At 26.6% G+C, this 25,295-nt stretch carries 26 protein-coding genes and 1 pseudogene; 9 read left to right on the forward strand and 18 right to left on the reverse strand.

Going from position 1 to position 25,295, the window contains the following annotated elements:
- Nucleotides 1-41: 41 nt before the first annotated feature.
- From AVBRAN12640_RS01160 to AVBRAN12640_RS01170, 3 genes are read right to left on the reverse strand one after another with little or no spacing between them, the layout of a single operon-like run.
- Complete coding sequence (locus AVBRAN12640_RS01160; RefSeq protein ID WP_214150424.1) at nt 42-698, reverse strand: LutC/YkgG family protein; 657 nt, start codon at nt 696-698, stop codon at nt 42-44.
- Nucleotides 691-2,121, reverse strand: coding sequence for a LutB/LldF family L-lactate oxidation iron-sulfur protein (locus tag AVBRAN12640_RS01165; protein WP_336608485.1), 1,431 nt, complete (start codon nt 2,119-2,121; stop codon nt 691-693). Before AVBRAN12640_RS01165 ends, AVBRAN12640_RS01160 begins: the two co-directional genes overlap by 8 nt.
- Nucleotides 2,118-2,855, reverse strand: a complete 738-nt coding sequence (locus AVBRAN12640_RS01170; RefSeq protein WP_214116599.1) for a (Fe-S)-binding protein — start codon at nt 2,853-2,855, stop codon at nt 2,118-2,120. Before AVBRAN12640_RS01170 ends, AVBRAN12640_RS01165 begins: the two co-directional genes overlap by 4 nt.
- 63 nt (nt 2,856-2,918) lie before the next feature.
- Between AVBRAN12640_RS01170 and AVBRAN12640_RS01175 the strand changes: the two genes are divergently transcribed.
- Genes AVBRAN12640_RS01175 through AVBRAN12640_RS01190 form a run of 4 tightly spaced genes read left to right on the forward strand, consistent with a single transcriptional unit; the run spans nt 2,919 to nt 6,493 of the window.
- Complete coding sequence (locus AVBRAN12640_RS01175) at nt 2,919-3,428, forward strand: rhomboid family intramembrane serine protease (RefSeq protein ID WP_214116597.1); 510 nt, start codon at nt 2,919-2,921, stop codon at nt 3,426-3,428.
- A gap of 1 nt (nt 3,429) precedes the next feature.
- Nucleotides 3,430-4,167 (forward strand): hypothetical protein, encoded by a 738-nt coding sequence (locus AVBRAN12640_RS01180; protein WP_336608486.1) that lies wholly within the window; start codon nt 3,430-3,432, stop codon nt 4,165-4,167.
- 9 nt (nt 4,168-4,176) lie between these two features.
- Nucleotides 4,177-5,220, forward strand: a complete 1,044-nt coding sequence (locus AVBRAN12640_RS01185) for an NAD(P)-dependent alcohol dehydrogenase (protein ID WP_336608487.1) — start codon at nt 4,177-4,179, stop codon at nt 5,218-5,220.
- A complete protein-coding gene (locus tag AVBRAN12640_RS01190) occupies nt 5,213-6,493 on the forward strand; it encodes an MFS transporter (protein WP_336608488.1) in 1,281 nt (426 codons plus the stop codon). The genes AVBRAN12640_RS01185 and AVBRAN12640_RS01190 overlap by 8 nt, the downstream gene beginning before the upstream one ends.
- 344 nt (nt 6,494-6,837) lie before the next feature.
- Here AVBRAN12640_RS01190 and ftsZ read toward each other — a convergent pair whose 3' ends face one another.
- From ftsZ to AVBRAN12640_RS01210, 4 genes are all read right to left on the reverse strand, one after another.
- Entirely contained in the window at nt 6,838-8,022 is a 1,185-nt protein-coding gene (gene ftsZ / locus AVBRAN12640_RS01195) for a cell division protein FtsZ (protein ID WP_214116589.1), read from the reverse strand.
- A 3-nt stretch (nt 8,023-8,025) separates the two neighbouring features.
- A complete protein-coding gene (ftsA, locus tag AVBRAN12640_RS01200; RefSeq protein WP_214116587.1) occupies nt 8,026-9,444 on the reverse strand; it encodes a cell division protein FtsA in 1,419 nt (472 codons plus the stop codon).
- Nucleotides 9,441-10,916 carry a peptidylprolyl isomerase gene (locus AVBRAN12640_RS01205; protein WP_336608489.1) on the reverse strand — a complete coding sequence of 492 codons (1,476 nt, stop codon included), beginning with the start codon at nt 10,914-10,916 and terminating at the stop codon, nt 9,441-9,443. Before AVBRAN12640_RS01205 ends, ftsA begins: the two co-directional genes overlap by 4 nt.
- 67 nt (nt 10,917-10,983) lie before the next feature.
- Nucleotides 10,984-11,481 carry a hypothetical protein gene (locus AVBRAN12640_RS01210; RefSeq protein ID WP_214116582.1) on the reverse strand — a complete coding sequence of 166 codons (498 nt, stop codon included), beginning with the start codon at nt 11,479-11,481 and terminating at the stop codon, nt 10,984-10,986.
- A gap of 64 nt (nt 11,482-11,545) precedes the next feature.
- Here AVBRAN12640_RS01210 and rsmH point away from each other — a divergent pair, with 64 nt between their 5' ends.
- The 3 genes from rsmH to AVBRAN12640_RS01225 are packed head-to-tail and all read left to right on the forward strand — an operon-like array spanning nt 11,546 to nt 14,704.
- A complete protein-coding gene (rsmH, locus tag AVBRAN12640_RS01215; RefSeq protein ID WP_214120139.1) occupies nt 11,546-12,451 on the forward strand; it encodes a 16S rRNA (cytosine(1402)-N(4))-methyltransferase RsmH in 906 nt (301 codons plus the stop codon).
- Nucleotides 12,451-12,753 (forward strand): hypothetical protein, encoded by a 303-nt coding sequence (locus tag AVBRAN12640_RS01220; RefSeq protein ID WP_214116578.1) that lies wholly within the window; start codon nt 12,451-12,453, stop codon nt 12,751-12,753. Before rsmH ends, AVBRAN12640_RS01220 begins: the two co-directional genes overlap by 1 nt.
- Nucleotides 12,740-14,704, forward strand: a complete 1,965-nt coding sequence (locus AVBRAN12640_RS01225; RefSeq protein WP_214116576.1) for an FUSC family protein — start codon at nt 12,740-12,742, stop codon at nt 14,702-14,704. The genes AVBRAN12640_RS01220 and AVBRAN12640_RS01225 overlap by 14 nt, the downstream gene beginning before the upstream one ends.
- A gap of 2 nt (nt 14,705-14,706) precedes the next feature.
- Here AVBRAN12640_RS01225 and AVBRAN12640_RS01230 read toward each other — a convergent pair whose 3' ends face one another.
- Genes AVBRAN12640_RS01230 through AVBRAN12640_RS01275 form a run of 10 tightly spaced genes read right to left on the reverse strand, consistent with a single transcriptional unit; the run spans nt 14,707 to nt 22,730 of the window.
- Nucleotides 14,707-15,054, reverse strand: coding sequence for a hydrogenase maturation nickel metallochaperone HypA/HybF (locus AVBRAN12640_RS01230; protein ID WP_214116574.1), 348 nt, complete (start codon nt 15,052-15,054; stop codon nt 14,707-14,709).
- Nucleotides 15,054-16,052 (reverse strand): hydrogenase expression/formation protein HypE, encoded by a 999-nt coding sequence (hypE, locus tag AVBRAN12640_RS01235; RefSeq protein ID WP_336608490.1) that lies wholly within the window; start codon nt 16,050-16,052, stop codon nt 15,054-15,056. The genes AVBRAN12640_RS01230 and hypE overlap by 1 nt, the downstream gene beginning before the upstream one ends.
- Before the next feature lie 10 nt (nt 16,053-16,062).
- Nucleotides 16,063-16,491: a hypothetical protein gene (locus tag AVBRAN12640_RS01240; RefSeq protein ID WP_214150038.1), complete on the reverse strand. Its 429-nt coding sequence runs from the start codon at nt 16,489-16,491 to the stop codon at nt 16,063-16,065.
- Nucleotides 16,488-17,423 carry a prepilin-type N-terminal cleavage/methylation domain-containing protein gene (locus AVBRAN12640_RS01245; protein WP_336606883.1) on the reverse strand — a complete coding sequence of 312 codons (936 nt, stop codon included), beginning with the start codon at nt 17,421-17,423 and terminating at the stop codon, nt 16,488-16,490. The genes AVBRAN12640_RS01240 and AVBRAN12640_RS01245 overlap by 4 nt, the downstream gene beginning before the upstream one ends.
- A gap of 8 nt (nt 17,424-17,431) precedes the next feature.
- Nucleotides 17,432-18,187, reverse strand: coding sequence for a type II secretion system protein (locus tag AVBRAN12640_RS01250; RefSeq protein ID WP_336608491.1), 756 nt, complete (start codon nt 18,185-18,187; stop codon nt 17,432-17,434).
- Nucleotides 18,184-19,260: a 3-phosphoserine/phosphohydroxythreonine transaminase gene (serC, locus tag AVBRAN12640_RS01255; RefSeq protein ID WP_214116563.1), complete on the reverse strand. Its 1,077-nt coding sequence runs from the start codon at nt 19,258-19,260 to the stop codon at nt 18,184-18,186. Before serC ends, AVBRAN12640_RS01250 begins: the two co-directional genes overlap by 4 nt.
- A 2-nt stretch (nt 19,261-19,262) precedes the next feature.
- A complete protein-coding gene (gene xseA, locus AVBRAN12640_RS01260) occupies nt 19,263-20,792 on the reverse strand; it encodes an exodeoxyribonuclease VII large subunit (protein ID WP_336608492.1) in 1,530 nt (509 codons plus the stop codon).
- On the reverse strand, nt 20,779-21,480 hold the full coding sequence (gene ubiE / locus AVBRAN12640_RS01265) for a bifunctional demethylmenaquinone methyltransferase/2-methoxy-6-polyprenyl-1,4-benzoquinol methylase UbiE (RefSeq protein WP_214116559.1): 702 nt from the start codon (nt 21,478-21,480) through the stop codon (nt 20,779-20,781). Before ubiE ends, xseA begins: the two co-directional genes overlap by 14 nt.
- A gap of 2 nt (nt 21,481-21,482) precedes the next feature.
- Complete coding sequence (locus AVBRAN12640_RS01270) at nt 21,483-22,286, reverse strand: hypothetical protein (protein WP_214116557.1); 804 nt, start codon at nt 22,284-22,286, stop codon at nt 21,483-21,485.
- Nucleotides 22,287-22,319: 33 nt separating this feature from the next.
- Nucleotides 22,320-22,730, reverse strand: a complete 411-nt coding sequence (locus tag AVBRAN12640_RS01275) for a Fur family transcriptional regulator (RefSeq protein WP_214116554.1) — start codon at nt 22,728-22,730, stop codon at nt 22,320-22,322.
- A gap of 163 nt (nt 22,731-22,893) precedes the next feature.
- Between AVBRAN12640_RS01275 and AVBRAN12640_RS01280 the strand changes: the two are divergent.
- Nucleotides 22,894-23,091 (forward strand): annotated as a pseudogene (locus AVBRAN12640_RS01280) (Rdx family protein); the annotation flags it as partial.
- A 28-nt stretch (nt 23,092-23,119) separates the two neighbouring features.
- Here the strand turns inward: AVBRAN12640_RS01280 and AVBRAN12640_RS01285 are convergent.
- On the reverse strand, nt 23,120-24,235 hold the full coding sequence (locus AVBRAN12640_RS01285) for an FtsW/RodA/SpoVE family cell cycle protein (RefSeq protein ID WP_214116552.1): 1,116 nt from the start codon (nt 24,233-24,235) through the stop codon (nt 23,120-23,122).
- A 52-nt stretch (nt 24,236-24,287) separates the two neighbouring features.
- Between AVBRAN12640_RS01285 and AVBRAN12640_RS01290 the strand changes: the two genes are divergently transcribed.
- Complete coding sequence (locus tag AVBRAN12640_RS01290) at nt 24,288-25,277, forward strand: RluA family pseudouridine synthase (protein ID WP_336608493.1); 990 nt, start codon at nt 24,288-24,290, stop codon at nt 25,275-25,277.
- Nucleotides 25,278-25,295 lie beyond the last annotated feature (18 nt).

A 25,295-nucleotide genomic window follows, 5' to 3' on the forward strand; every position in this document is an offset into this window, starting at 1 on the left:
ATAAAATAATAATATTTTACCCCTAATATTAGGGGTAAATTTTAGTAAAATATTATATGAACTTTTTGACTTCCATGAACTCCAAAAACGGTTACAAGCTCAATATCAGATGTTCTACTAGGACCTGCAATGTATAAAATATTAGTAGGTAAAATCTCATTTTCAGCCTTTATTCTAGCAAGACCACTAGCAAGTGAAGGCTCAATTTTTGTTTTATCAAGTAGCATAATGCAAAGCATTGGAGCAAGGCTTAGCATTCTTGGTTGATTTGCACTTGATTTTACACAAGCAACCCCGTGAGAACTAATAGCAAATTCTACATCAATCACTGAAAAATCACTATGAAAAACTTCACTTCTTAATTCTTCTACGCTTTTATCAAAACAAACTTTTTTACTTGCATTTATTTTTTCTACATCAGCACTTAGGCTTTTTGGATAAATTAAAGATGAATATCCATAAGAGCTTGTGATTTTGTTTATTTCATCATAAACATTATCTAAGCCACTAACTTCATGAACTTCAAATTTGTTTTCACTCATTTTAGTTTTAGTTTCTTCTAAAGGATTATCGCTTTGTTTTATATGCACACTTGGGTCTATACTTTTATCATTTAACTCGTGTCTTACACCACATTCAATTGCGTTTAAAATCTGATTTCTTGAGCGATTGCTTATCTCTTCAATTCTCTTATTCATAAGAAACTCCTTCTAAGTTTTCTAATTCTTTATAAATATTTCCTTTAAGTTCAGGTAAGTCTTTATAAGTAGCCCAATTTTTAAGCACAGGTAGGCTTGTTCCTAGACTTTGTAATAGCCAGTTAAACTTACTTGCGTTACCAATAGCAACTCTCCACATTTTTGGACTTGTAGCAATATCAGCAAACTTAGCAAATCCATAGCTTTCCATTGCACTATGCTCTAATTCATTTGCACCTAGTGGAGCATTGTCCCCAGCTTCACCTATCTTATCACGGCGTAATTTTCTAATCATACTATCAAGTGAGATTTTTACAGGGCAAACTTCAGAGCAACGACCACATAAAGAACATAAACTTAAAATATCTCCATGCTCTTTCATACCGAATAATTGCGGAGATATAACTTCTCCAATTGGACCAGGATAAACAGCATCATAACTATGACCGCCGATTTTATCATATACAGGACAAAAGTTCATACAAGCACCACATCTAATGCAGCGTAATGCTTCATAATAATCTTCGTTACTTAAAATATTTGTTCTATGGTTGTTAAATAATATTATATGCACTTCTTTAGGACCATCTAGCTCATCAGCTTTTCTAGGGCCTGTAATAATATTGTTATACGCAGGGATAAATTGTCCTGTAGCAGATGGAGTTAATAATGTATCAGTTGTAGCTGCATCAGTAAAACTCTCTACTATTTTTTCAATTCCACAAATTGCTACATGAATAGTTGGAGCAGTTGTACACATTCTACCATTGCCTTCGTTTTCAATCAGCCAAATAGCACCTTCGCTTGAAATTGCAAAATTTACCCCGCTAATTCCCATCTCTAAACCTTCAAATTCATTTCTTAGATGAGTTCTAGCAATTGCATTTAATTTTTCAGGCTCACTTTCTTTATCTACGCCTAATTTTTCGCTAAATAATTCTCCTATTTCATAACGATTTTTATGAATTGCAGGAACAACTATATGAACAGGAGTTTCATTACCTAATTGTAAAATCAGCTCTCCTAAATCAGTTTCAATTGCATTCAAGCCTTTGTGTTCTAAATAGTGATTTAAGCCTATTTCTTCACTAGCCATTGATTTGCCTTTTAAGACTTTACTGATTTTCTTTTCCATCATTAGCTCATAAATTATCTCACAAGCATCTTCTTTAGTATTTGCAAAATGCACTTTCATTCCATTTTTTGTAGCATTTTTTTCAAATTCTAATACCCTATCTTTTAAGGTATATAAAGCATTATTTTTAGCTTTTTGTGCTTTTGTTCTAAGCCCTTGCCAATCTTGAAATTTTGCATTTATTAGGTTTTTTCTTCTATCTTGTAAGGCGTGCATTGCAGAGCTTACATTTTCTCTCATTTGTTTATCAGCTAATTTAGTTTTAATTAATTCACTATGATTTTTCATATCTTTTCTCCTTGCATTCTAGCAGCTAAAAAGTCATATAAATGATAAGTTTTGATATCAAGACCCATTTTTGCAATAGTTCCACGAATGTTTAATAAACACCCACCATCAGCTGAAATTATAACCTTTGCTCCACTTTCAACTATATCATTTACTTTTGCAGTTGCCATAGCGTTTGAGATTTCAGGCTCTTTTACACTAAAAGTCCCACCAAATCCGCAACATTCTTCTTCATATTTAAGCTCAACTAATTCAACATTTTTAAGACTTCTTAATAAATTTTTAGAAGCTTCAATGCTTTTTTGCACTCTTAAAGCGTGGCAATTGCTATGCCAAGTAACCTTAATAGGCTCTCCTTTATCTTCTATCTTAAATCCGATTTGTTCTAAATATTGACTAAGTTCTATTACTTTTGAGCTAAATTTTTTAATTTTTTCATAATTTGCGTCATCTTTAAAAAGTTCAACATAATCATGGCTCATCATACCACCGCAACTTCCACTAGGAATTACTACTGGCAAATCTTCACTAAATAATTCGGCATTATATAAAGCTACTTTTTTAGTATCTTTAAAATATCCTGTGTTATAACTTGGCTGACCGCAACAGGTTTGATCTTTTTTAAAAATCACTTCAACTCCAGCACTTCTTAAAAGCTTAATAGAGTTTAAAATAGTATTCTGCATAGCAGCACTTGCTAGACAGGTCGCATAAAAATATACTTTTTTTTGCATTTTTAACCCTTTTTAATAAAATGATAATTTATTATATAACTTTAAAAATATTAAAGGGTTAAAATGGTTTTTTATGCGATTATTTTTTTAAATGTGTTGATTTATTTACTTGAATTTTTATTTGGTAAATCTGTATTTATAAATAACTTTGCACTTTATTATGGAAGTGATTTTTATACATTTTTTACCTACTCGTTTTTGCACGGAGATTTTGAGCATATTTTTATGAATATGGTAATGCTTTTTATGCTATCTCAAATTCTTAGATTTTTAAATATCAAACACTTACTAATTGTATATTTTGTAGGTGCAATTATTTCATCTTTGGGGTATTATTATTTAATGATAAATATGGGATATTATAATTTCATTTTACTTGGAGCTAGTGGAGCTATTAGTGCTTTGATGGGTTATGCTGCAATTATTTTAAGACAAAATGGATTTTTAATAGCTATTGTAGTAACTAGTATAATTTCTGCTGTGATTTTTCAAAATATTGCTTGGCAGGCTCATATTTTTGGTGCTATTTTTGGCATAATCTATGCTTATGGAATTTATTTTTTAAGGAGATAGAATGAAAAATTTTTTAAAAGGTTTTAGCTTATGCTTTAGTTTATTTATATTCTTTATATTAGGATTAATATCTACTAAAATTTATGAGTATTTAATAAATAAAGATGAAATTGTTATTGAGCAAATAATAGAAGTAGAAAAAAGATTAAATTATGATTCTTATATTTCAAATCCAAAATTTACTATGACAAAACAACTTAGTGTAAAAGAAAATCTAAATGAAAATGAAAAGAATGAAATAGAAGAATTGTTCTCTAAGGTATTAGAAAGAGTAAAAGAAAGTAATTTATGTGAAGGTGGAAGCTATATATTGCAACCTAATATAGCCTATCAAGATGGAATGAATATTCCAAATGGTTATAAATTTGATTCTGCTTTAAGATGCGAGTTTAAAAAAGAAGAATATCAAAACTATAAGAATTTATTAAAAGATATAGATAACATACTAGCTAATAATGAGTATATTACAATTAATTCTCCTGCCTTAAATCTATCAGTTAGTAAAGAAGAAATAAGCATAATAAAACAAGAATTGTATGATGAAATATTTAAAAAAGCTATAGGTATAAAAGATAAATATTCTAATCTTACAAATAAAATTTGTGAAATAAAATCAATAAAACATTATGAATTAGCACAAAATCAAATATTAGGTGCTGATTATAAATACGATGATACACCAATAGAAAAAGATAGTGATTTTAAATTAAACGCTACTTTAGAATTAACTTGCAAATAAGGAAAAAATATGAGTGAAATTATAACTAAAGGCTTTGCAGCTTATGATGAAAGTGCTAATTTTAAGCCAATTACTTTTAAAAGAAGTGCTTTAAGAGATGATGAGATATTGATTAAAACTATGTATTGTGGGATTTGCCATAGCGATATTCACGCTGCTAAAAACGAATGGAAAGCTACAAAATATCCTATAGTTCCAGGTCATGAAATAGTTGGCTTAGTAGTTGAAATCGGTAAAAATGTAAAAGAATTTGAAATAGGAAATTACGCGGGAATTGGTTGTTTGATTAATTCTTGTGGTGAATGTGATGCTTGTTTAAACTCAAATGAGCAATTTTGTCAAAAAGGTGCTGTTTGGACTTATAATAGTGTTGATTATTTTAATAATTCAGAAATTACTAAAGGCGGATATTCAAATTATATAAAAGTTCATAAAAACTATGCAATTAAAGTTCCTAATAATGCTCCACTAAAACTAATTGCTCCACTTTTTTGTGCAGGAATTACTACTTATTCTCCACTTAAATTCTCTAAAGTTAGTAAAGGTATGGATGTAGCAATCGCAGGATTTGGGGGCTTGGGTGTAATGGCTTTTAAATACGCAAAAGCAATGGGTGCAAATGTTAGTGTAATAGCTAGAAACGATACTAAAAAAGAAGCAGCTATTAAACTTGGAGCAAGTAATTATTATAATGATATTAATAAGGTTGATAAAAAATTTGATGTAATAATTAGCACAATTCCAAGTAAATACGATGTCTTAGCATATGCAAGAGCTTTAAAATACGGCGGAGAAATGGCAATCGTTGGCTTACCACCAATAAACGAGCAAGTATCAATTAGTCTAAATGCCTTAATTAGAGTAAGTCATAAGAAAATTTATGGCTCATTAATAGGTGGCATTAAAGAAACTAAAGAAATGCTTGAATTTTCATTAAAACACTCAATTTATCCAGAAGTTAAAATCATAAAACCTGATGAAATCAATAAAGCTTATGATGACTTATTGAATAATTCAAATTCTTTTAGATATGTAATTGATTTTAATGAATAAAAATCTAATTTTAAGCCTAATATCTTTAGGCTTAATATCATTTTTAAGCGTATTAATTGAAACTTCTTTAAATGTAACTTTTGCTTATTTAATACAAACTTTTAATATTGATATTAATAAAGCTTCTTTACTTACTTCTATGTTTTTACTAGCAATCACACTTACAATGCCACTAAGCTCATATTTAGTAAATCAAATTAATACTAAAAAACTTTTTATTTTTACTAATTTATTATTTTTAATAAGCCTAATAATTTGCTCAAGCGCAGGTGAGTTTTATATTTTAGTTTTTGCTAGATTTTTACAAGGAATTGCTGCAGGTATTGCTCTACCACTTATGTTTAATATGGTAATTTTTAAAGCTAGTGAAAAATACTTCGGATTTTTGATGGGATTTTGTATATTTTTAGTAGCGACTGCACCTGGTTTTGGGCCAATTTATGGTGGATTTATTATGAAATATTTTCAGTTTAAAGATATTTTTATATTTTTAATACCTTTTTTGGTTTTTGCCTTTGTTTTAGGAATTAAAAATATTCCAAATCTTGAAACAAAATATAAATTAGACTTAAAAGAATATATATTAATTGTATTGCTAGTGATTAGTGTTGCTATAAGTATTAAATATATTTATATTTTATTTTTTAGTATTTTAATTATTTTTATGCTAAATAAAAGCAAAATTATTGCAAGTGCTAAGAATTTGCAATTTTTCTCATCTACTTTAATTGTATTTTTAATGCAGTTTTTTGCTTTAAGCTACTCATTAATACTACCGAATTATTTAATTATGAATAAAAATTATGATAATTTTGAAGCTAGTAAAGTAATGCTTTTAGGCTCATTAATTGCTGCTATTTTATCTCCAATAAGCGGATATTTAAGCGATAAATTTGGCTCTTTTAAATTAAGTTTGCTAGGTATTTTTATCATAATAATTGCAAATATTTTATTATTAAATATTGAAGAAAAAACCTTATTAAATCTTTCAATATGTTATTTAATTTATGCTTTCGCACAAGGCTTATCTATGAGTGCTTTAATTTCTTACTCTATAAAAATTTCTAAAGATAAAACAAATGCAAATAATTATATAAATACTTTTCAACAAAGTTTTGGAAGCTATGCTGTGATGATAATATCTATAATTTTTAATAATAATTACGAAATTGGCTTTTTAAATTCTATAAAATTAATACTATTTTTAGCATTTTTACAATTAATCTTAATTTATTTTGCTTTTAGAAAAAAAAATCTAGCAATGGGTTTTTAATCATTGCTAGATTTTTTATTATATAAACTTATGTAAAGAATGTAAGTGATATAAAATAAGTTGAAAGCTTTATGTGCTCGTTATTTAAGCTTGATTTTTGTAAAATGTAAGTGCTTTACAAAGTGTATAAAATAAGAGTTTTTGCTTTACATTTCATAAAATGCTTTTAAAAAACCTTTACAACATACTTTACAAAATCTTTATAAAAGCCCATTAAATCGACTTTAAAATACTTTTAAAATCTTTTTAAATAAATATATGCAAAAAATATTGCGGGGACATTTGGGGGATATTTTGTCCCCCATAAATAAAATTGTAGCAACATTTTAAGCCAATTTTTTATATTAATCTTGACCATTTCTAACGAATGCAGGTTCGTTAAAATCTCTAGTTTTATAATCTACTTTTATTGTTCCACCACTTACTTTTTGCATTTCAGGTTGAACTATTTTATAGCTTAACTCTTCTTCACGCTTTTTGCTCTCTTGCTCAATTTTAGCTTTTTGTGCTCTTGTTTCATCAAAACCTGTAGCTATAATAGTAACTTCAACAGCATCAGCTGGCAAGCTAGTATCTAATACATGTCCGCAGAATACATTTAAATCTTCGTTACTAGAATTTGAAATCTCTTCCATTGTCTCAACAAGTTGGAAGAAAGGAATATTTTCACCATAGCTAAAAAATACTATCATAGCCTTAGCATCTTGTAGGTTAGTTGTATAATTTTCTAATAATGGAGAATCAATTGCATTTGCATACGCTTCTTTAATAGCATTTTCACCTTCAGCTCTTCCCATTCCCATAAGTGCTGTTCCACGATGGCTCATAACAGAAGTAACATCTGCAAAATCTATATTAGTATCAGCTTCAATTAATAACATTTTAATTATGCCGGTTACAGCATTTACTAAAACATCATTAGCAAATTTGTTAGCTTCTCTAGTATTTAAAGTTTTTGGAACTACTAATTTTAACTTATCATTTTGGATTAATATAACGCAATCGCTTTCTTTTTTTAGCTCTTCTAATCCTTTTTCAGCAGCTTTAATTCTAGCTTTTTCATAGCTAAATGGGAATGTAGCAACAGAAACAACAAGTATGCCTAAAGATTTTGCAATTTTAGCAATTACTGGACCTGCACCAGTGCCAGTTCCACCACCTAGACCTTCGGCGATAAATAATAATTCTGTTCCTGCTAAGCGTTCTTTAATTTCATCTTCAACTTCTTCAGCTGAAATTCTACCTATTTCAGGATTTGCACCAGCTCCACGACCATTTGTCTTCTTTGGTCCTAATTGTATTTTAATGTTTGCTTTTGACCTATTTATATCTTGAATATCAGTATTTGCAATCATAATATCTACATTAGAAATATCAACTTTTAAAGAACTAGCACAAGTTTCTACAATATGATTTATCATATTTCCACCTGCTCCACCAACACCAATTACTTTTATCTTAACGCCGCAATCCATTTCACTCTCCATTACTTTAAAATCTATATTATCACCTAAAATATCAAAATCCATTTCTTAAAATATCCTTTCTATATAAGCACAAACTTTCTTCCAAGATTTAGCAAAAACGCCTTCAGATTTTTCTTCATTAGAACTAATCTTTAATGACTCTAATACTTCATCTTTGTCATTTTTTTCAATCTTAAGCAATTTTTGTTCCTTAACATCTATATTTGTGTAATAAGAAGTATTGTTTTTAGTTTCTATTTCTTTATCTACCGAAAAATCTATGATTTTTTCTAATTCTGTGGTTTTTTGTCTAGTTAATAAAACACCACTAGAATTAAGCTCGTATTTAGTATGAAAACCACAAGAATACATACATAGGCCTAATAAACATGTATATTCAGGCATAGTAAAAATCTCATTATCCCCATAAAATACGCTATTTTTTTCTATAACGGTTCTTACGGCTTTATTGTTAAATTTAGGAGTTGCTCTTTCAGCCATATTGTCTATTTTGAAACAACCTCCAGTTAAAACTACTCTTGAGAAAAATTTCTCATAAGGACTATCATCTATGCTAGCATATATACATTCAAGCATTTCTGTAAGTCTCATATTTACACACTTTGAAACTGATTCAACAGATACTCTATCAAGAGTTTGAGAACCGGTTTTGTAATATTCTACATGAGTGCTATTTTCTTCATCTTTAAATAAAGAAAATTGTAATTTAATTTTATCTGCAACCTCATTGCTAGCGGTAAGATATTTAGCAATATCGCTTGTAATATGCCAAGAACCAAAAGGAAAATAATACATCCATATAATTGAATTATAAGCATATATTGCAATATCACATACTTGCGAACCACAATCAATGATAGCAACACCATTTTCTCTTTCATCGTTATTTAAACAATAAATTGAATTAGCATATATAGAAGATACTAAAACATAGTTTTTTATATCAGCATTTGATAATATTTGCTTTATATTTTCATAATCATTTTTATTCATAGTAATAATATTAGCTTCCAACCTAAAGCTTGAAGCCATCATACCAAGTGGATCTTCAATATTATCAGTATTATTCGCTCTAAATCTATAAGGTAGTATATGAATTGGAATTTGATCGCTATGAATATCTGCAGATGTTCTAGCAGCATTAATTGCTTTTTCTATATCCTTAATCGTAATTGCCGAGCCATTAGCATCTAGCCTTATATCAGCATATCCAGTTACAGAATTTGTATAAGCTCCACTAACAGAAACAGCAATTTTATCTATATTAATACTTAAATTTTCCTTAACCTTATTTACTGCTTTTTTAATGGAATTACTTGCGTCATTAATGCTTGTAATTTTTCCAGATTTAATTCCGTAAGTTTGTGTATTGGCAACACTAACTACTTTGATACCTTCCCCATCAAAACTAACAATAGCTACTTTTATTAAACTAGAACCAAGATCAATAGCTAAAATATTCAAAATTCACTACCTTTATAATAATTTTTAATTTCATAACGCTTATCTAATTCTTTTATTAAATCATCAAGCATAAGAGTAAAATTAATATTTTTCAACTCATTACTTAAATCAGTATTATTCTTTTCACTTGTATTATCAACTAATTTTTGAGAAAGTATTTCATATACTAATACTTTATCATTTAAAAGCACATAAGATTTTTTAGTATTTTTCAAAAATAACTCGCTCACAAATGTAAAAAATTCTGTATCTGTTAAATCGGTATTATTTTTAGAAACTTTAGATATAAAACCTATATTTTTGCCATTAATTTTATCTTTTTTTAATTCTTCTTCGCCTGTATTTGACAATAATTCTTTAAATTTTAATTCTCTTAAATCTTCTTCTACCATCATTTTAGCTTTTTCAAATTCTAAAGCAGTTGGCTGATTTATTTTATCAAGTCTTACTATGTAATATTTATTATCCATAATAAAAGGCTTACTCATTTCACCTACTTTTAAATCTTTATTTTGTAAAACTAATTCAGAATAAGCATTTTGATTTGTAGTTGATTGGAATTTAATTTCATTATTTTTTAACTTAATGTAATCAAGTTTAGCTTCTTTTTCTAACAAACTTAAAGCAAAATCTATCTTAACATCATTTATTGCTAGTTCATATTCTTTAATTTTGCCTTCTTCATCTTTATAATTAAATTTATTATTTTCCCAATAAGCTTTCATATCACTTTCAATTAAATTGTCTAAATTAGGATTTAATGTATATACAGAATAATCATATGATAGTTCAGTTTTATATTCATCTTTATGTTCTTGCCAATAAGACTTTAATTCATCTTCGCTTAATTTGATTTTATCTTCTTCTTTAGACAAATCTATAATTTTTAAATTTATCTCATCTTGCATATTTAAACTAGCATTTGCGATTTCTAATTCTTCTTTATTTGCTGGAACTGCTAGTAATTTTAATAATTTAGAAATTTCTAATTTATTTTTAATTTGATTAGCAAAATCTGCTTCACTCATTCTTAAATTTTTTAAATATGTTAAATATTTACTTTTATCAAATGTTTTATCTTCTTCACTTTTATTAAATAACTCATAGCTAGCTATTGTTTTTACAACTTCTTCTTCACTAGCATAAAATCCCAAATCATAAGCATAATTTAATAATAATTTTTCTCTTATTAATTCCACTAATGCTTGTTTATCCAGTCCTAATTTTAACGCTTGTTCTTCTGTTAATTCACCATTAGATAATTGATTTTGAATATAAAATAATTCGCTATATTTATCATTAAATTCTTTATGTGTTACGCCTAAATTTCCTACTTTTGCTACATATTTGCTTCTTGAACTATTTAAATCTACACTACCCCAACCAACAGTTCCTGCACCAACAAATGCTATAACGCTAATCCAAATTGTAACAACTAAATATTTTTTATGACGCTGCATCCAAGTAATCATTATTTATCCTAATTTCAAGTGTTTTTAAAGAAAAATCCTATCTTATAAGCATTAACAAAGATTTAATTTATAAAGAAATTTTAGCCTGCAAATCTATATCAAAAATTTTAGAAAATAAACCATTAAAATCTCTATCAAAAATCAATAATCCAAAATTCTTTATCATTAAAAAATTAGATTTATTTTTTCTTAATTTATCTATTAAAACATTCATATCTTGCAAAATTAATTCATTTTCTATAAAAATATTTTGATTTTGATATTTCAAACTTGAACCATTGCATATTTTCATTATATCTTTAGTGCAAACTACGGCTATCACTTTAGCTTGTGAAAAAGAATTATATATTTTTGAATGTAATTTTACATATTTACAAGCATCATATTGTTTATAATTTTCATTTAATAATAATTTAATAAAGAATGAATTATCATCATTAAATATTGTATTTTTGTTTATTAAAAACGCATTATCTTCAAATCTTGAAGATATAGAACCATTAAGTCCATATATAAAGTCTTTTTCATACATTATTTTTGCGTATTTTTTGATTTCAGCAAACATTATTATATCCTTGTTAAAAAGTTTTATTTATTATATATATAATATTAAATTACAAGGTAAGCATTTGCAAATTCATATTCCCGTTTTAAAAGATGAAGTAGTTAAATTATTTAAAGATTTAGATAATGGTTATTATCTTGACGCGACTTTGGGCTATGCAGGACACGCTAGTGCTATATTAAAAAATAATAATAAACTAAATCTAATAGCGTGTGACCAAGATATAGAAGCCATCAATTATTCTAAAGAAAAATTAAAAGAATTTAATGTAGATATTCAAATTTATAAAACAAATTATGAAAATATATTTTCTTTCATTAATAACAAAAATGAAATTAAAGGTGTATTAGCAGATATTGGAGTATCTAGTTTGCAATTAGATAAAGATGATAGGGGTTTTTCTTTTGATTCTAATGAATTAGATATGAGAATGGATAAAAATAAAGATTTTGATGCAAAAACTCTAATTAATACCTATACTAGCAAGCAACTAAGTGAAATTTTTAAAAATTACGCAGAATTACCAGAAAAACTAGCTTCTGATATAGCTTCAAATATTATCAAAAATAGACCTATTAACTCTTGCAAAGAACTTAGTAGAATAATAGGAAATGCAAAGTTAAATAATCGTAGTGTAAGCCTAAAAACTTTAATATTTCAAGCAATTAGAATTGAAGTAAATGATGAATTAGGAGTGCTTAAAAGATTTTTAGAGCAACTGAAAGAATTTAAAAATTGTCTAATTTGTATAATTACTTTTCATTCTTTAGAAGATAAAATAGTAAAAGACACTTTTAAAAAATGGGCAAATAATTGCATTTGTGATGAATTTGCAATTAGATGTGAATGTGGTAATAACCATTCCTTAGGAAAAATTATTACTAAAAAACCAATTGAACCTAGCAAAGAAGAAATAAAATATAATTCTAGGTCAAGTTGTGCAAAACTTAGAGCATTTTATTTAAAATAATGAAAAACATAAGAACAAGTACAGAAGAAAAAGAAGAATTACTAATAAATAAATACCAAGATTATTCTATTTTAGGTTTTAACAAAAGGCTAATATTATTATTTTTTATAATAATGATTATATCAATTAGCTTAGTTTGGGTTAGACTTCAACTCTATGAATCAAGTAAAGTTTATGCTCAATTAAAAGATAAAAGAGAAGTATTAAGCGAAGAAAATAAAGAGCTTAAAAGAAAAATAGAAGCTTTACAATTTAAAAATAAAATTACAAATTATTTTGAAGTGCAATATGGAACTAAATAAACAATATTTTATTAATTCGTATCAAAAATTAAAAGTGTATTTTCATAAATACGACCCTAGTAATTTTTCATTACTATACGCTATGAAAGCTTGCGTTGGACTTGCTATTTGCTTAATCATAAGCTATTTTACAATTCACGAAAACTATACTATTTTTAGTGTTTTATCTTGTGTTTTTATATTTTATATGAACAATCTTAATTCGGTAGGAACTAAGAAAATATTATATTTGCTAGCTTTTACTTTTTTTGGTTGTTTTTTTGCTCTAGTAGTTCCTTATTTAATCAAACTTGATTTTTTTATGGCAATTCCTAGTTTTATTTGGATTTTCGCTGTTATTTTTGCAGGTGCAATTTCACAAGACGCACTAAAAGTTGGCATATATGCAACCTTACTTGTTATGGCTATGTTAATTAGTGCTAGTCTAAATAATTTTGATTCTTTAGAAGTATTTTATGCGACATTAATTGGCTCTTGCGTAGCAACTATTTTTAGAACTTTTGCATTTTATACTTATGGTGGATTTACTAGAAGAAGTTTTATAATGCTTTTAAATGATTTGATTTATATGAGCGAAAATATGACAAATAGCAAATATGAAATGTGGCAAAATTTATTCGTAACAAGGATAAATGAATTTAAAAGACTTTTTGAAAGTAAATCAGTAAATATAAAAGACTCAAGCCTTATAAGACACCAAGAAATGGCTATGTTTTATTTGCTAAAGTGTGAAGAAATAGCACTTGCTTTATTTTCACTAAGGACATTTTTTAAACAAAATTCAAAAAACGCTCATATAAAAAATATTCAAAATGAAATTATTTTTAATCTTGAAGAATTAAAAAAGATATTTAAAGATGAAAAAGTCAATCTCAAATCATTTTGTCTTGATAGATTAAAACAATTAAATACCTTACCAATATTATGCACCTTAGTAGAGGTTCTTTATTACAAGCTTGAATTATTTAAACAAGGTGGAGCAAAACAATTAACCTTAAAACCAAAAGATAAAAAAATCACAATTAAAACTATTTTAGAAAAGTTTCATTTTGATAATAAGTATTTTAAATTCTCAATAAAAGTTGCATTAGCAACTTCGTTTTCGTTATTTTTAGCATTATTTTTCAAAATTGACCACGGAATTTGGATAGCGATGGGTGTTTTTACAATGTTTAAAGAAACCATCAATTCAACTACAATTAATAATAAAGAAACCATTTATGCAGCACTCATAGGCTTTGCATTAGGACTTTTAATTATTTTTTCAATACATTCAAAATTAATTTTTGTAGTGCTATTTTTATCATATTTTGCTTGTATATATTTTAAGCATTTTCCATATTTTATAGCAACTATTTTTATTATGCTAAATCTTGCTATTTTATTTGCGAGTTTAGGACTTGATTATGAAAGATTACTTGTATATAGATTAATTGATTTTATTGTAGCGTTTTTTATAGTTTATACCTTTTCGTATCTTTGGCCTAGCAAAAGCGAAGATGATATAAAACCTACTTTAAAAGACGCAATAAATAATCTTAAAAACTTCTTAAGTGCTGTTATTAAAAAAGAAGATTATTTAAATTATGAAAATAAAATTTTATTAAATATTAAAAGCCTTAAAAACCTTTTATACGAAAGCAGAAACAAACATAATAAAATTGAACAAATTAGGCTACTAGAAGCAGTTTTGGAAATGAATAACTTATGTATATCATTAAATGAGTATTTATATTCAAAATATAATAAAATCCAATTAAAAGAACAATCAGATATTGGAATTTTAATCACTAGATTTAAAATGATGGAAAATATAAGCAATGACTTGCCTTATTATTTTTATGATGAAATAGATGATAAAATTCTAACAAACGATGAGAGAATTAAGTATTTTATAAACCAAATCTCAAAACGCCAAGATATAGTATATAAATACCTAATTGATAACTAAAATTACTCTAATTCAACTTGCTCTAATAATAATTCATCGCCACTTTTAATCTCAACATTATTGCTAGAGCAATTTTTACAACAAAACTCATTTTTATTTTGAATAAAACTACAATTACAATCTTTACAAAAAAGTTCAAGTTCTTTTAAAACTACTTCTAATTTAGCATTGAAATAGCTTGAATTATTATCGCTAGTAAAAGCATTGAAAGCTTCTTTAAAATAATGCTCTTCAACCCCACTAAGCCTACCTATACTAACTCTTACTCTAGTAATTTTTGTAGCTTTATTATTGATTCTAATTCTTTCACACTCATCTAAAAGATTATTAACAATTGCCATTTCATGCATTAGCAAATCCTTGGCAATAATTCGCCTTTTGGCATTTGTAAAATCCTACTTCCACCATAGCTATTATTAAGCTTTACTGATGGGCTTTTTGACTTATGCACTACACCTATTATATTTGCAAAATCATTGTATTTTTTTAATTCTTTTAATACATTTTGTGCATCTTCTTTAGAACAAATACAAACAAATGTTCCTTCATTAGCTAATTCTAAAGCATCAAATCCTAATAATTCACAAAGCCCTAAAACCCCATCACTTATACCAATATCACTTTCATTGATTATAAATTCCAAGCCACTTGATTTTGCTAATTCATTTAACACGCTAGATAAACCACCACGAGTAGCGTCTCTTAGACATTTTATATCGTATTTTAAAATATCTCTTACTTCACTATATAAACATTTTGCATCACTCATAATATCGTAGTTAAAACCAAATCTAGCAGCCATTACACAAGCTCCATGCCTTCCTAAATCACCACTTACTATAATAGCGTCGCCTTCTTTTATATTTTTTGTGCTAATTTTATTATTATTAATAAATCCATTTGCATCGCCTATACAAGTTGTATTTATATATATCTTATCAGCCTTACCCTTAGGAACTACCTTCAAATCCCCGCACTTAATTCCTACTTCAAATTCTTTTGCAGTATTTGATAAATCATTTAATATTTTTGCTAAATCATCAAGTAAAAAACCTTCTTCTAAAATAAGACCTAAAGTAAGATATTTAGGCTTTGCTCCCATCATCAAAACATCATTTATAGAACCACAAGCTGCGATTTTACCTATATTTGCACCATTAATAAAAATTGGATCAAGCACAAAAGAATCAGTTGAAAAAGCGATTTTAGAAAAACCATCACACACAGCAGCATCTTCGCTAAGTCCTTGAGAATTATCAGCATGAATATGTTTTAAAATAAAATTATTTAAAAACTCATTCATCTCATCTCCGCCACCACCATAGCTTAATAAAACTTGCTTTTGCATAATATTTCCTTTAATTTCCTATTGTGTAATCTCTTACTAATCTAATTTTTGCTACTTTTGATAAAGCTTCTCCTGTCTCAACACTAATTCTTGCTAAAACGGTGTTTTTATCAAATTTTAACGCCTTAGAACTATCAACTTTTGTATATTCTATTGTGATTAAATATTTTCTATCACTATTACTAGGGTAATAGTAATTCTCGGTTATTTTTGCGTTTGACATAATACCTGAATTAACTATAGGATCGCCTGATTCAAACCATCTACTTAATGCCTTTGCTCTAGCCCCGTCCATTATAAGTTCAACTTGCTCTTTAAGATAAGCTCTAGCTGCAAATGATACGGTGCTTTTTGATGATTGTAGGGTTAAAACTCCAACAACGCTTACTAAAATAATAAATATAATAGCAGTTATCATACTAAAACCTGATTTTTTCATATTATTACCCCACTTTTGCAAACTTTAAGGCTTGTCTTTTTAGTAATAAAACTACCTGGCAAATCATTTACTTCTAAGCATAATTTAATTTTAGTAACGCCATTATTATTGCTAATAATAAAATCACTAACATTATTTACAAGTGTTACTTTATCAATGGTATTTGTTGCGAAATTTGGTTTTTTATCTTTAAAATCATAACTATAATATTTTAATTCACCATCTTCAAACTTAATACCTTCAATCTTATCAACTAATACATATACATTACTAATTGTAAAAATCTTATCACTTAGTTTTAGTTCAATTTTTGCATAATCTTCTTTCTTACCACTACCAACATTTCTTTCAGCTATTTCTAAATCATACAAATCTTTTTCCATAAAAGAAGTTGAAGTTGCTATATTATCCCCTAAAAAATATACACCTAACTTATCTCCTAAAGAATACGAATTAATAATTTTAGTATTAATACCTTTTTGCTTATGAGAAAAACAATTAAAATAATTTGTTCCATCATAGCAACTTGCTTTATCATTTACAGCTGCATGAACAACACTTTTAGTTTCATTAAGTCCGTCCCATTTATTATGCTTTTTATCAATAATAGCAATCCTAGCCCATTCAAAAATCTTAAAATCATTCTTTAAAGAATCATCTTCAATATTAAAAACAAACTTACAATCAGTTACAGAATTTACACATTCAGAATTTTCAGCTTTTTTAAGTCTAAAGCTATTTTTAATGGCATTGTTTAGGTGTGTTGTTAAAAAGTCCATAGTAGCTTGAGATTTAAGCTCAAGTTCATTTAATGCTCTAACTCTTTGTTCGTTATCGTAAGAAAATTTAATAATCTCTATTCCAAGCCCTGCAATTATTCCTAAAATAACAATAACAACAATTAATTCTATTATCGTAAAAGCCTTTTTCATCTACTTCCTTATAAACTTAAATAATTTTTTAATTTTGCTTCATTAGTGCTATCCCAAGTGGTATCACTAGTCTTCATTGCATATTGACTATAAATACTATCTAATCTTCCAAATTTATTAAAAAATACATCAAATGATACAACAGGATTGTCAGTCCCATCTAAAATCTGCATTTGACCTACATACATTGTGCTAGTCCCGCCTATATCTCCACATATACTATTTGTTGATATAGCACAATCAGTAGGGGTTTTAAAACCAAATTTATAAGATGAATCTACTCTTAAAGATTCGCCTTTTTTTGTACGATCGTCTATTAAATACTGACCATATACATAATTTATATTTTGACCTAAAACATTAGAAAAGCTTACATTTTTTTGATTATTTATAGAAATATTATTGATATTTGCAACTGCTTTTACTAATGGATTAACATATGGAGTAGCATAATATCTTGAATTAATATTAATTTGATTTAGCTCATCAACTTTATAAGTTATCTTACCTTGTAAAGCAGGAGTTAATATATATTGAGATAATAAGCTATTGATTTTGTATTCATCATAAGCTATATTAGAATTATCATAAGGTAGATTTCTAATAAGTCCATAAAGTTCTTTTACTACATAAAAATATTCTTGTTTATAACCTACCTCATCGCCTTCTAAACTAGCATTAACTATTTTTGGAATAGCTGCTAAGCTAATTCCAATTACAACCATAGAAAATATAAGCTCAATTAATGAAAAGCCTTTTTTCATCCACGAACCCTTTCGTATTCTTTCATATATTCGCCTAAAATTTTAACTTTTTCTAAACTAGCACTATTGTAAATACTAGCTCTTAATCCGCCAAGTTTTTTATGACCTTTTAAACCTAGCATATTGTGTTCTTTAGCAGCTTTACTCCAAAATTCTAAGTCTAATTCATCATTTCCTGTAGTAAAGCAAACATTCATAACTGATCTATCATCATTATTTACATAAGCTTTGTAAAAATTACTATTATCAATAATATCATAAAGATATTTAGCTTTTATTTCATTTTCTTGATTAATTGCATCAAGTCCGCCTTTAGCTTTAATCCATTTCATAATTTTTGCATATACATAAATAGCAAATGTAGGCGGAGTATTAAATAAAGAATTATTATCTGCATAAGTGTTGTAATTAAACATTTTAGGCATAGTTTTATTTTTACTGCGTTCTAATAAGTCTTTTCTAATAATTAAACATGCAAATCCTGCTATACCAGCATTTTTTTGAACTCCACCATATAAAACACCTATATTTGAAAAATCTAATTTCTTAGAAAAAAAGTCCGAACTAGCATCAACAATCAAAGGAGAATTTGAAATAGGAAGTTGCTTATATTGAGTTCCATGCACCGTGTTGTTTGAACAAATATAAGTATAAGAACTATCATTATTTAAAGCAATTTTTGGAATATAATTATATTTACTATCTTTTGAACTAGCTACGATTTTTGCATTTACTCCAGCTAAGATAGCTTCTTCGCAAGCTTTTTGCGTCCATACATCAGTATCAATGTATTCACAAGGCTTATTATCTAGGCTAAAATTCATAGCTAATAAGCTAAATTGCATAGTAGCACCACCTTGAACGAAAATTACTTCATAATCATCATTTATTCCATAAAGCTCTTTTGCATCTTTAATAGCGTCATTGTGCATTTGCTCATAATAACTTGAGCGATGACTAATTTCCATAATAGAAAAGCCGTTATTTTTATAACTTAATAATTCTTCTTGAATTTCTTTTAAAACCTCTAATGGTAATTCAGATGGTCCTGCACTAAAATTGTATTGTCTCATTTTTACTCCTTTATAATCTTTGCTATTTTTACACAATCAATTGATTTTAGCGTGATTTCATCACCTTCTTTTAAAGCACTAAGTTTTATGCCTTTATTATCTTTCATAACTCTAGCATACTCTTTAATGCTTTCTAAGAATGATTGATGAGTGCTTAAAATCTTTTGATAATTGTTTATTTTTACATATTTTTCTTTAAATTTAGGTTTAAAGCTGTTATTTAATAGTATTTTTTGATTTTCTAGTTTGTCTTTTGCTAGTTTTATTTTAAAATCAATGATGTTTTTACTCTTTATAAAATCATTTAAAGATTGATTTTTATTTAAAATAGCCTTATTAAATGATTGCTTTGCTAGTTTTTCATATTGATTTAGGCTAAATTGCATACTTGAAATATTGCTTTTAAGCTTTGTAATATTTATCTTATTTTCATAAACATTATAAAGCTTTTCTTTATTTTCTAAGGCTTTATGAAAATTATTATTTAAAATAGTTTTTTGATTATTTAAAATTAGCTCATTTTGTTTTAAAATATTTTTTAGCTTATTTTGAAATAAAGTCTTTTTATTTAAAAGATTATTTTTATATGAATTAAATTTAAAATTAACTTCTTTTTTAGAAAATTTACTTGCTAAATATAAATAATTTTGCTCTTTTTTATCCAAATGTTTTTTAATAGTTGAATTAAAATAATTTTGTAAATTATCTAAATCTAGCATTCTATCAAACTTATTATAAACCAAGCTTTGCATAGCCGCAGTTGGGGTTGCATAATACTTACTAGCTGCTAAATCGCTTAAGTGAGTATCTATTTCGTGTCCTAAACCTGTAATTATTGGGATTTTAGATGCTACGATTTGTCTTACTAAAGCTTCATCATTAAAGCAAAATAAATCTTCTTTACTACCACCGCCACGAGCTATTAATATAATATCAAAATCAAATTCATTAGCCTTTTTAATACACTCAATTACTCTTTTACTAGCATTTTCTCCTTGCATTAAACTATCAAAAAACACTAATTTTATTAAATAAGCTTCGTTGTTTTCATAAACTCTTAAAATATCTTTAGCAGCAGCTGAATTAATAGCTGTAATTACTGCAATTTTTTTAATATTTTTTGGAATTTGTTTTTTATAAATATCTAAAAACAAACCTTCATCTTTTAATTTCTTATAAAGTTCATTAAAAGCTGCTTGTAATTTACCCAATCCATCGGCTAATTCATAATCAGTGCAGTTTAATTGATACTTTCCACTAGCAGGATATATGGTAAGTTTTCCAATGGCTATTATTTTATTGCCTACTATTAAATTAGCCTTACCTTTGTTATAGCTTAAAAACATAGTGCAATCAAGGCTTGATAACTCATCTTTAATAGTAAAATACCAATGCCCTGAAGTATGATTTGTAATCTTGCTAACTTCTCCTTGAATTGCAATATTTAAAAAAGTGCTTTCTAAATTATTTTTAGCAAGATTATTGATTTCGCTTACACTAAAATATGTTTTTTCTAGTTTATTTGCTAACATTTTTACTCGCTATAAACAATGAACTAACTCCAAAACTATAAGTTTTGAAAAGTTTTAAATCAAAATTATGCTCTTTTAATTTATCTTTAAATTCATCATTTGAGTAAAAATCATCAATAGAATTAGGTAAATATTCATAAGCTGCTTTGTTTTTGCTTAAAATTCCACCTATTATAGGTAATATTTTTTTTAGATAAAAATCACGGAAAAATCCTATTATACCGCCCTTTTCTCTTTTAAAAAACTCTAATACCAAAAGCGTTCCATTAGGCTTTAGCACTCTTTTAAATTCTTCTAATGCTTCATCTTTTTCAACCACATTTCTAAAACCATAACTAATAGTAATTAAATCTACGCTTTCATTATCTAATGGTAAATTATTTGCATAGCCTAATTTAAAATCAATTTCTAAATGACGCTTTTTAGCCACTTCTAGCATTCCACTGCTTGGGTCAATCCCTACAACCTTTGCATTTGGAATTTTACTTAGCAAAACACACATATCGCCTGTCCCACAAGCAATATCAGCTATATTTAAATTAGAATTTAAATTAAGAAAATCTTTAACCTTACTAATCGCATCAAATCTCCATTTTGCATCGATACCAAAACTTAAAACCTTATTAGCTTTATCATAGCTTGGAGCTATTTCATTAAACATTTCTACTATTTTTTCTTGTTTTTGCATATTTATCCTAAATAATAAGTTCTAGCTATTTTACTAATTTTTCTAGCTATTTTTTTAACGCTTTTATTTTTTGCTAATTTTTCTTGAAAATCTAATTTTTTATGAGTTTTAAAAAAGCTTAAAAATTCAAGCAATATTATTAATTTTTCGCAACTTTCATTAAATCTTAATACTTTTATAGCTTCTTTTCTTAAAACTTTTGAAAAGATTTTTACAAAATTAACCTTAGCACAATTTGTGGTATAAAAATTATTTTCATCTAAAATAATACAAGATAAATTATCATAAAAATTATCATTTTTATTGATAGTTTTTATTATATTTTCTTCGTAAATAAAAGAGAATAAATTAAGAATTTCTTTTATTATCTCTTGCTTAGAATTAATACTCAAATAAAACAAATATATCCTTAAAGCAAGTCCTATGCTAATGCTTAAATCCCTTGATTTAAGCCCATAAGTTAAAAATATTTTTAATCTTTCATATTCACTAAAACTAAGTCCATCTTGAGAATTTTCATCAAATAAAGTGCAGATATAAAAATTATTAAATTGTTCTATCATCTTGCCTTGAGTGATGGCTCTTTTGTATTTTAAACTTTTGCTTTTTACTTCATTTAAGCTAAGCTCACTCGTATGATATTCTATGTCAGCTCTTGATAAATTAGCTTTTAAAAAATGTAAATTGCTATCAATTATATCAAGTTTATAAAGACTATTTTCAAATAAACAAAAACTATCTTTAAGCTTTTTAAACTCTAAATTACTCTCTAAGGTAAAAAAGAGAAAGTGTTTTAAAATACTCACCTAAACTCCTTTTTTATCTTATTTTAACTTATATTATTTGCAATTTGAACAAGTAGCCAAAAACGCTGTAATTTTAATACTTTCTATAGGATTATCTAACTTAGTTTGTAAAGTTTGTTGATATTTATCAAGTCCAGCCTTAACTTTATCTAAATCAAAAACACTTTTACAATTATTACAAACCAAATGAATATGTTCGTATTCATATATATCGTATTTTGATTTATCATTAGGGATTGAAATCTCAACTACTAAACCCTCATCAATCATAGTGCTAAGATTTTTATAAACAGTAGCAAGTGAAATTGCAGGATATTCAACCTTTATTTGCTCGTATAATTCATCAATACTAGGGTGTTCGTGTTTTGATAAAACTTTTAAAATGCTTATTCTTTGCGGAGTTGCTTTTAGCTTTCTATCCTTTAAAATCTCTAAAAACTTCATATTTACCTTTACCAAATAATATTTTTTATTAAATGCGAAAGAATACTATAAATAACTTAATATTTCTAGTCATTAATTAAGTTATTTTAAATTTGTAATATTTTTGTAAGGAGAAAAAATGAAAGCGAAAATCATTTATTGTAATGCTTGAAAATATGAACCACAAGCTGCAAGGGTTGCAGATGAATTAATTGGTGAATTTCAAGGAATAGAAGTAGAATTTGAAATAGGAAATAAAGGCGATTTTATAGTTATTTGTGATAATGAGAAAATATATTCAAAAAATGAATTAATAGGTTGTGATAGCAAAAGATTTCCACATATTAATGAGATTAATTCACTTATTAAAGCCTATAGATAATTAAAGAATTTAATTTTAAATTCTTTAATTACAAATCAATTCTTACTAATTTATAATCAGGGTCAAACCTAAATGATAATAAATTTTCATATATTCCAAAAAGTATCATAAAGGTTACAAAAGAGCTTCCACCATAGCTAAAAAACGGCAGTGGCACTCCAACAACAGGAGCAAACCCTATAGTCATAGATACATTAACCCCAACATAAATAAATATTAATATGGATAGAGCTGATGTGAAAGTTTTAGCAAAATAATCTTTTTTAAGCTTTTTATTAAAGCTTAGCAAATGTAAAATCAGTAATAAATATAATCCTAAAAGCAAGCAAGCACCTAAAAATCCGTATCTTTCAATAGTATATGCAAAAATAAAATCACTCGTGCTAATTGGTAAGAATTTAAAATGAGTTTGAGTAGCATCATCTTTGCTTTTACCATTTATTCCACCACTTCCTATTGCTATCATACTTTGTCTTACTTGATAGCTTGGTTTTTCACTTAAAAAATCGGTAATTCTTTTCTTTTGGTAATCATTTAAATTATCATAGACAATAGGAGCTATTGGCATACAAATTCCAAGCAATAATGCCCCTGTTAAAATAATTTTGTGATGAATGCCCACTAAAAATAATGTAACATAGCCAACTATTAAAATAATTAAAGCAGAACCTAAGTCAGGCTCACTTTTAATAAGAACAAAAGGTAAAATTATATAAAAACTAATTTTGCAAAAATCTTTAAATCTATATCCATCATCAGGTGGAGGATTGTGTCTAATTAAATAAGCAAGCATTAATAAAAATGCAGGTTTAAAAATCTCACTAGGCTGAATCGTAAATCTTGTAAAAGGAATTTCAAGCCATCTAGTAGCTCCTAATTTAGTAGCACCTAAAACATCAACTAATAATAATAAACCTATACAAAACCAGTAAAAAAAAGGAATAAGCCATTCAATTTTTTTAATTGGTAATAAAAAAAATATAAAAAAAGCAAAAAACCCTACAATCACATATATAATTTGTTTATGCGCTAAAACTTCATTCGCCTCATTCATTAATAAAAATGAAAAAATTATTATTGGAAATACGAGCAATGGCAATATAAAATCAAAGTGGGTTAAAATTTTACCATCTAGTTTTATCAATTTACAACCTTTTGCTAAATTTGTTTATGAATATGATTTAAAAAGGTTAATATTGAGTAAGATTGTAGCAAGTGAAATTGAAAGAATTGATATATATTTAGCTAAAGTTTTAGGACAAAGTCGCTCACAAATTTCTAATCTAATAAAAAATCAAAATGTATTAGTAAATAATAAAGTAATTAAAAGCTCATATAAACTAAATACAAATGATAAAATAGAGATTAATTACCCTGATATAAAAGATATAAATATTAAATATGAAGCTAATTTTGATGTAGAAATTCTGTATGAAGATGAGTATATGCTAGTAGTAAATAAGCCAAATAATGTAGCAACTCACGGCTGCTCTTCTTTAAAAGAAGCATCATTAGTAGAATGGCTACTTGAGAGAAATTATAAACTAGCTGATATTAACGGCAAAATAAGAGCAGGAATAGTGCATAGACTTGATAAAGATACTAGCGGAGTTATGCTAGTAGCTAAAAGCAATGAAGCATATTTTAGCTTAGCAAATCAGATTAAAAATAGAGAAGTAAATAGAATTTATCTAGCAGTTACAAACCACACAATAAATCAAAATCATATAGAAAAATATATAAAAAGAAATGAGAATAATAGATTAAAAATGCAATCTTTAAGTAAAGATGAATGTATTAAAAAATACGGCTTAAATGAAGATAGATGGGGCAAATGGGCTAGAACTCATTTTATAAATCTTGCAAATACAAATGATAAAGCTTTAATTTCAGCAAAATTAGAAAGTGGTAGAACTCATCAAATAAGAACCCATCTAGCAAGTGTAAATAGATATATTTTAGGAGATAGTATTTATGCTGATGAGAGCAGTAAAAATAAAGCAAATAGATTAATGCTACATTCATTTTATATAAATTACACCCACCCAATAACAAATAATTTTATGGAATTTTATTCAAGTAATTGTTTGAGTTTTAATGAAGCTATTAAAGATTTTAAAGATATAAAACTTGACTTAAATCTAGCTCATAATTTATTAAATCAATTTAGTAATAATTTGGAATAGGATATGCTTATAAATCAT

It is taken from the genome of Campylobacter sp. RM12640, assembly GCF_020137595.1.
Lineage (GTDB): Bacteria > Campylobacterota > Campylobacteria > Campylobacterales > Campylobacteraceae > Campylobacter_E.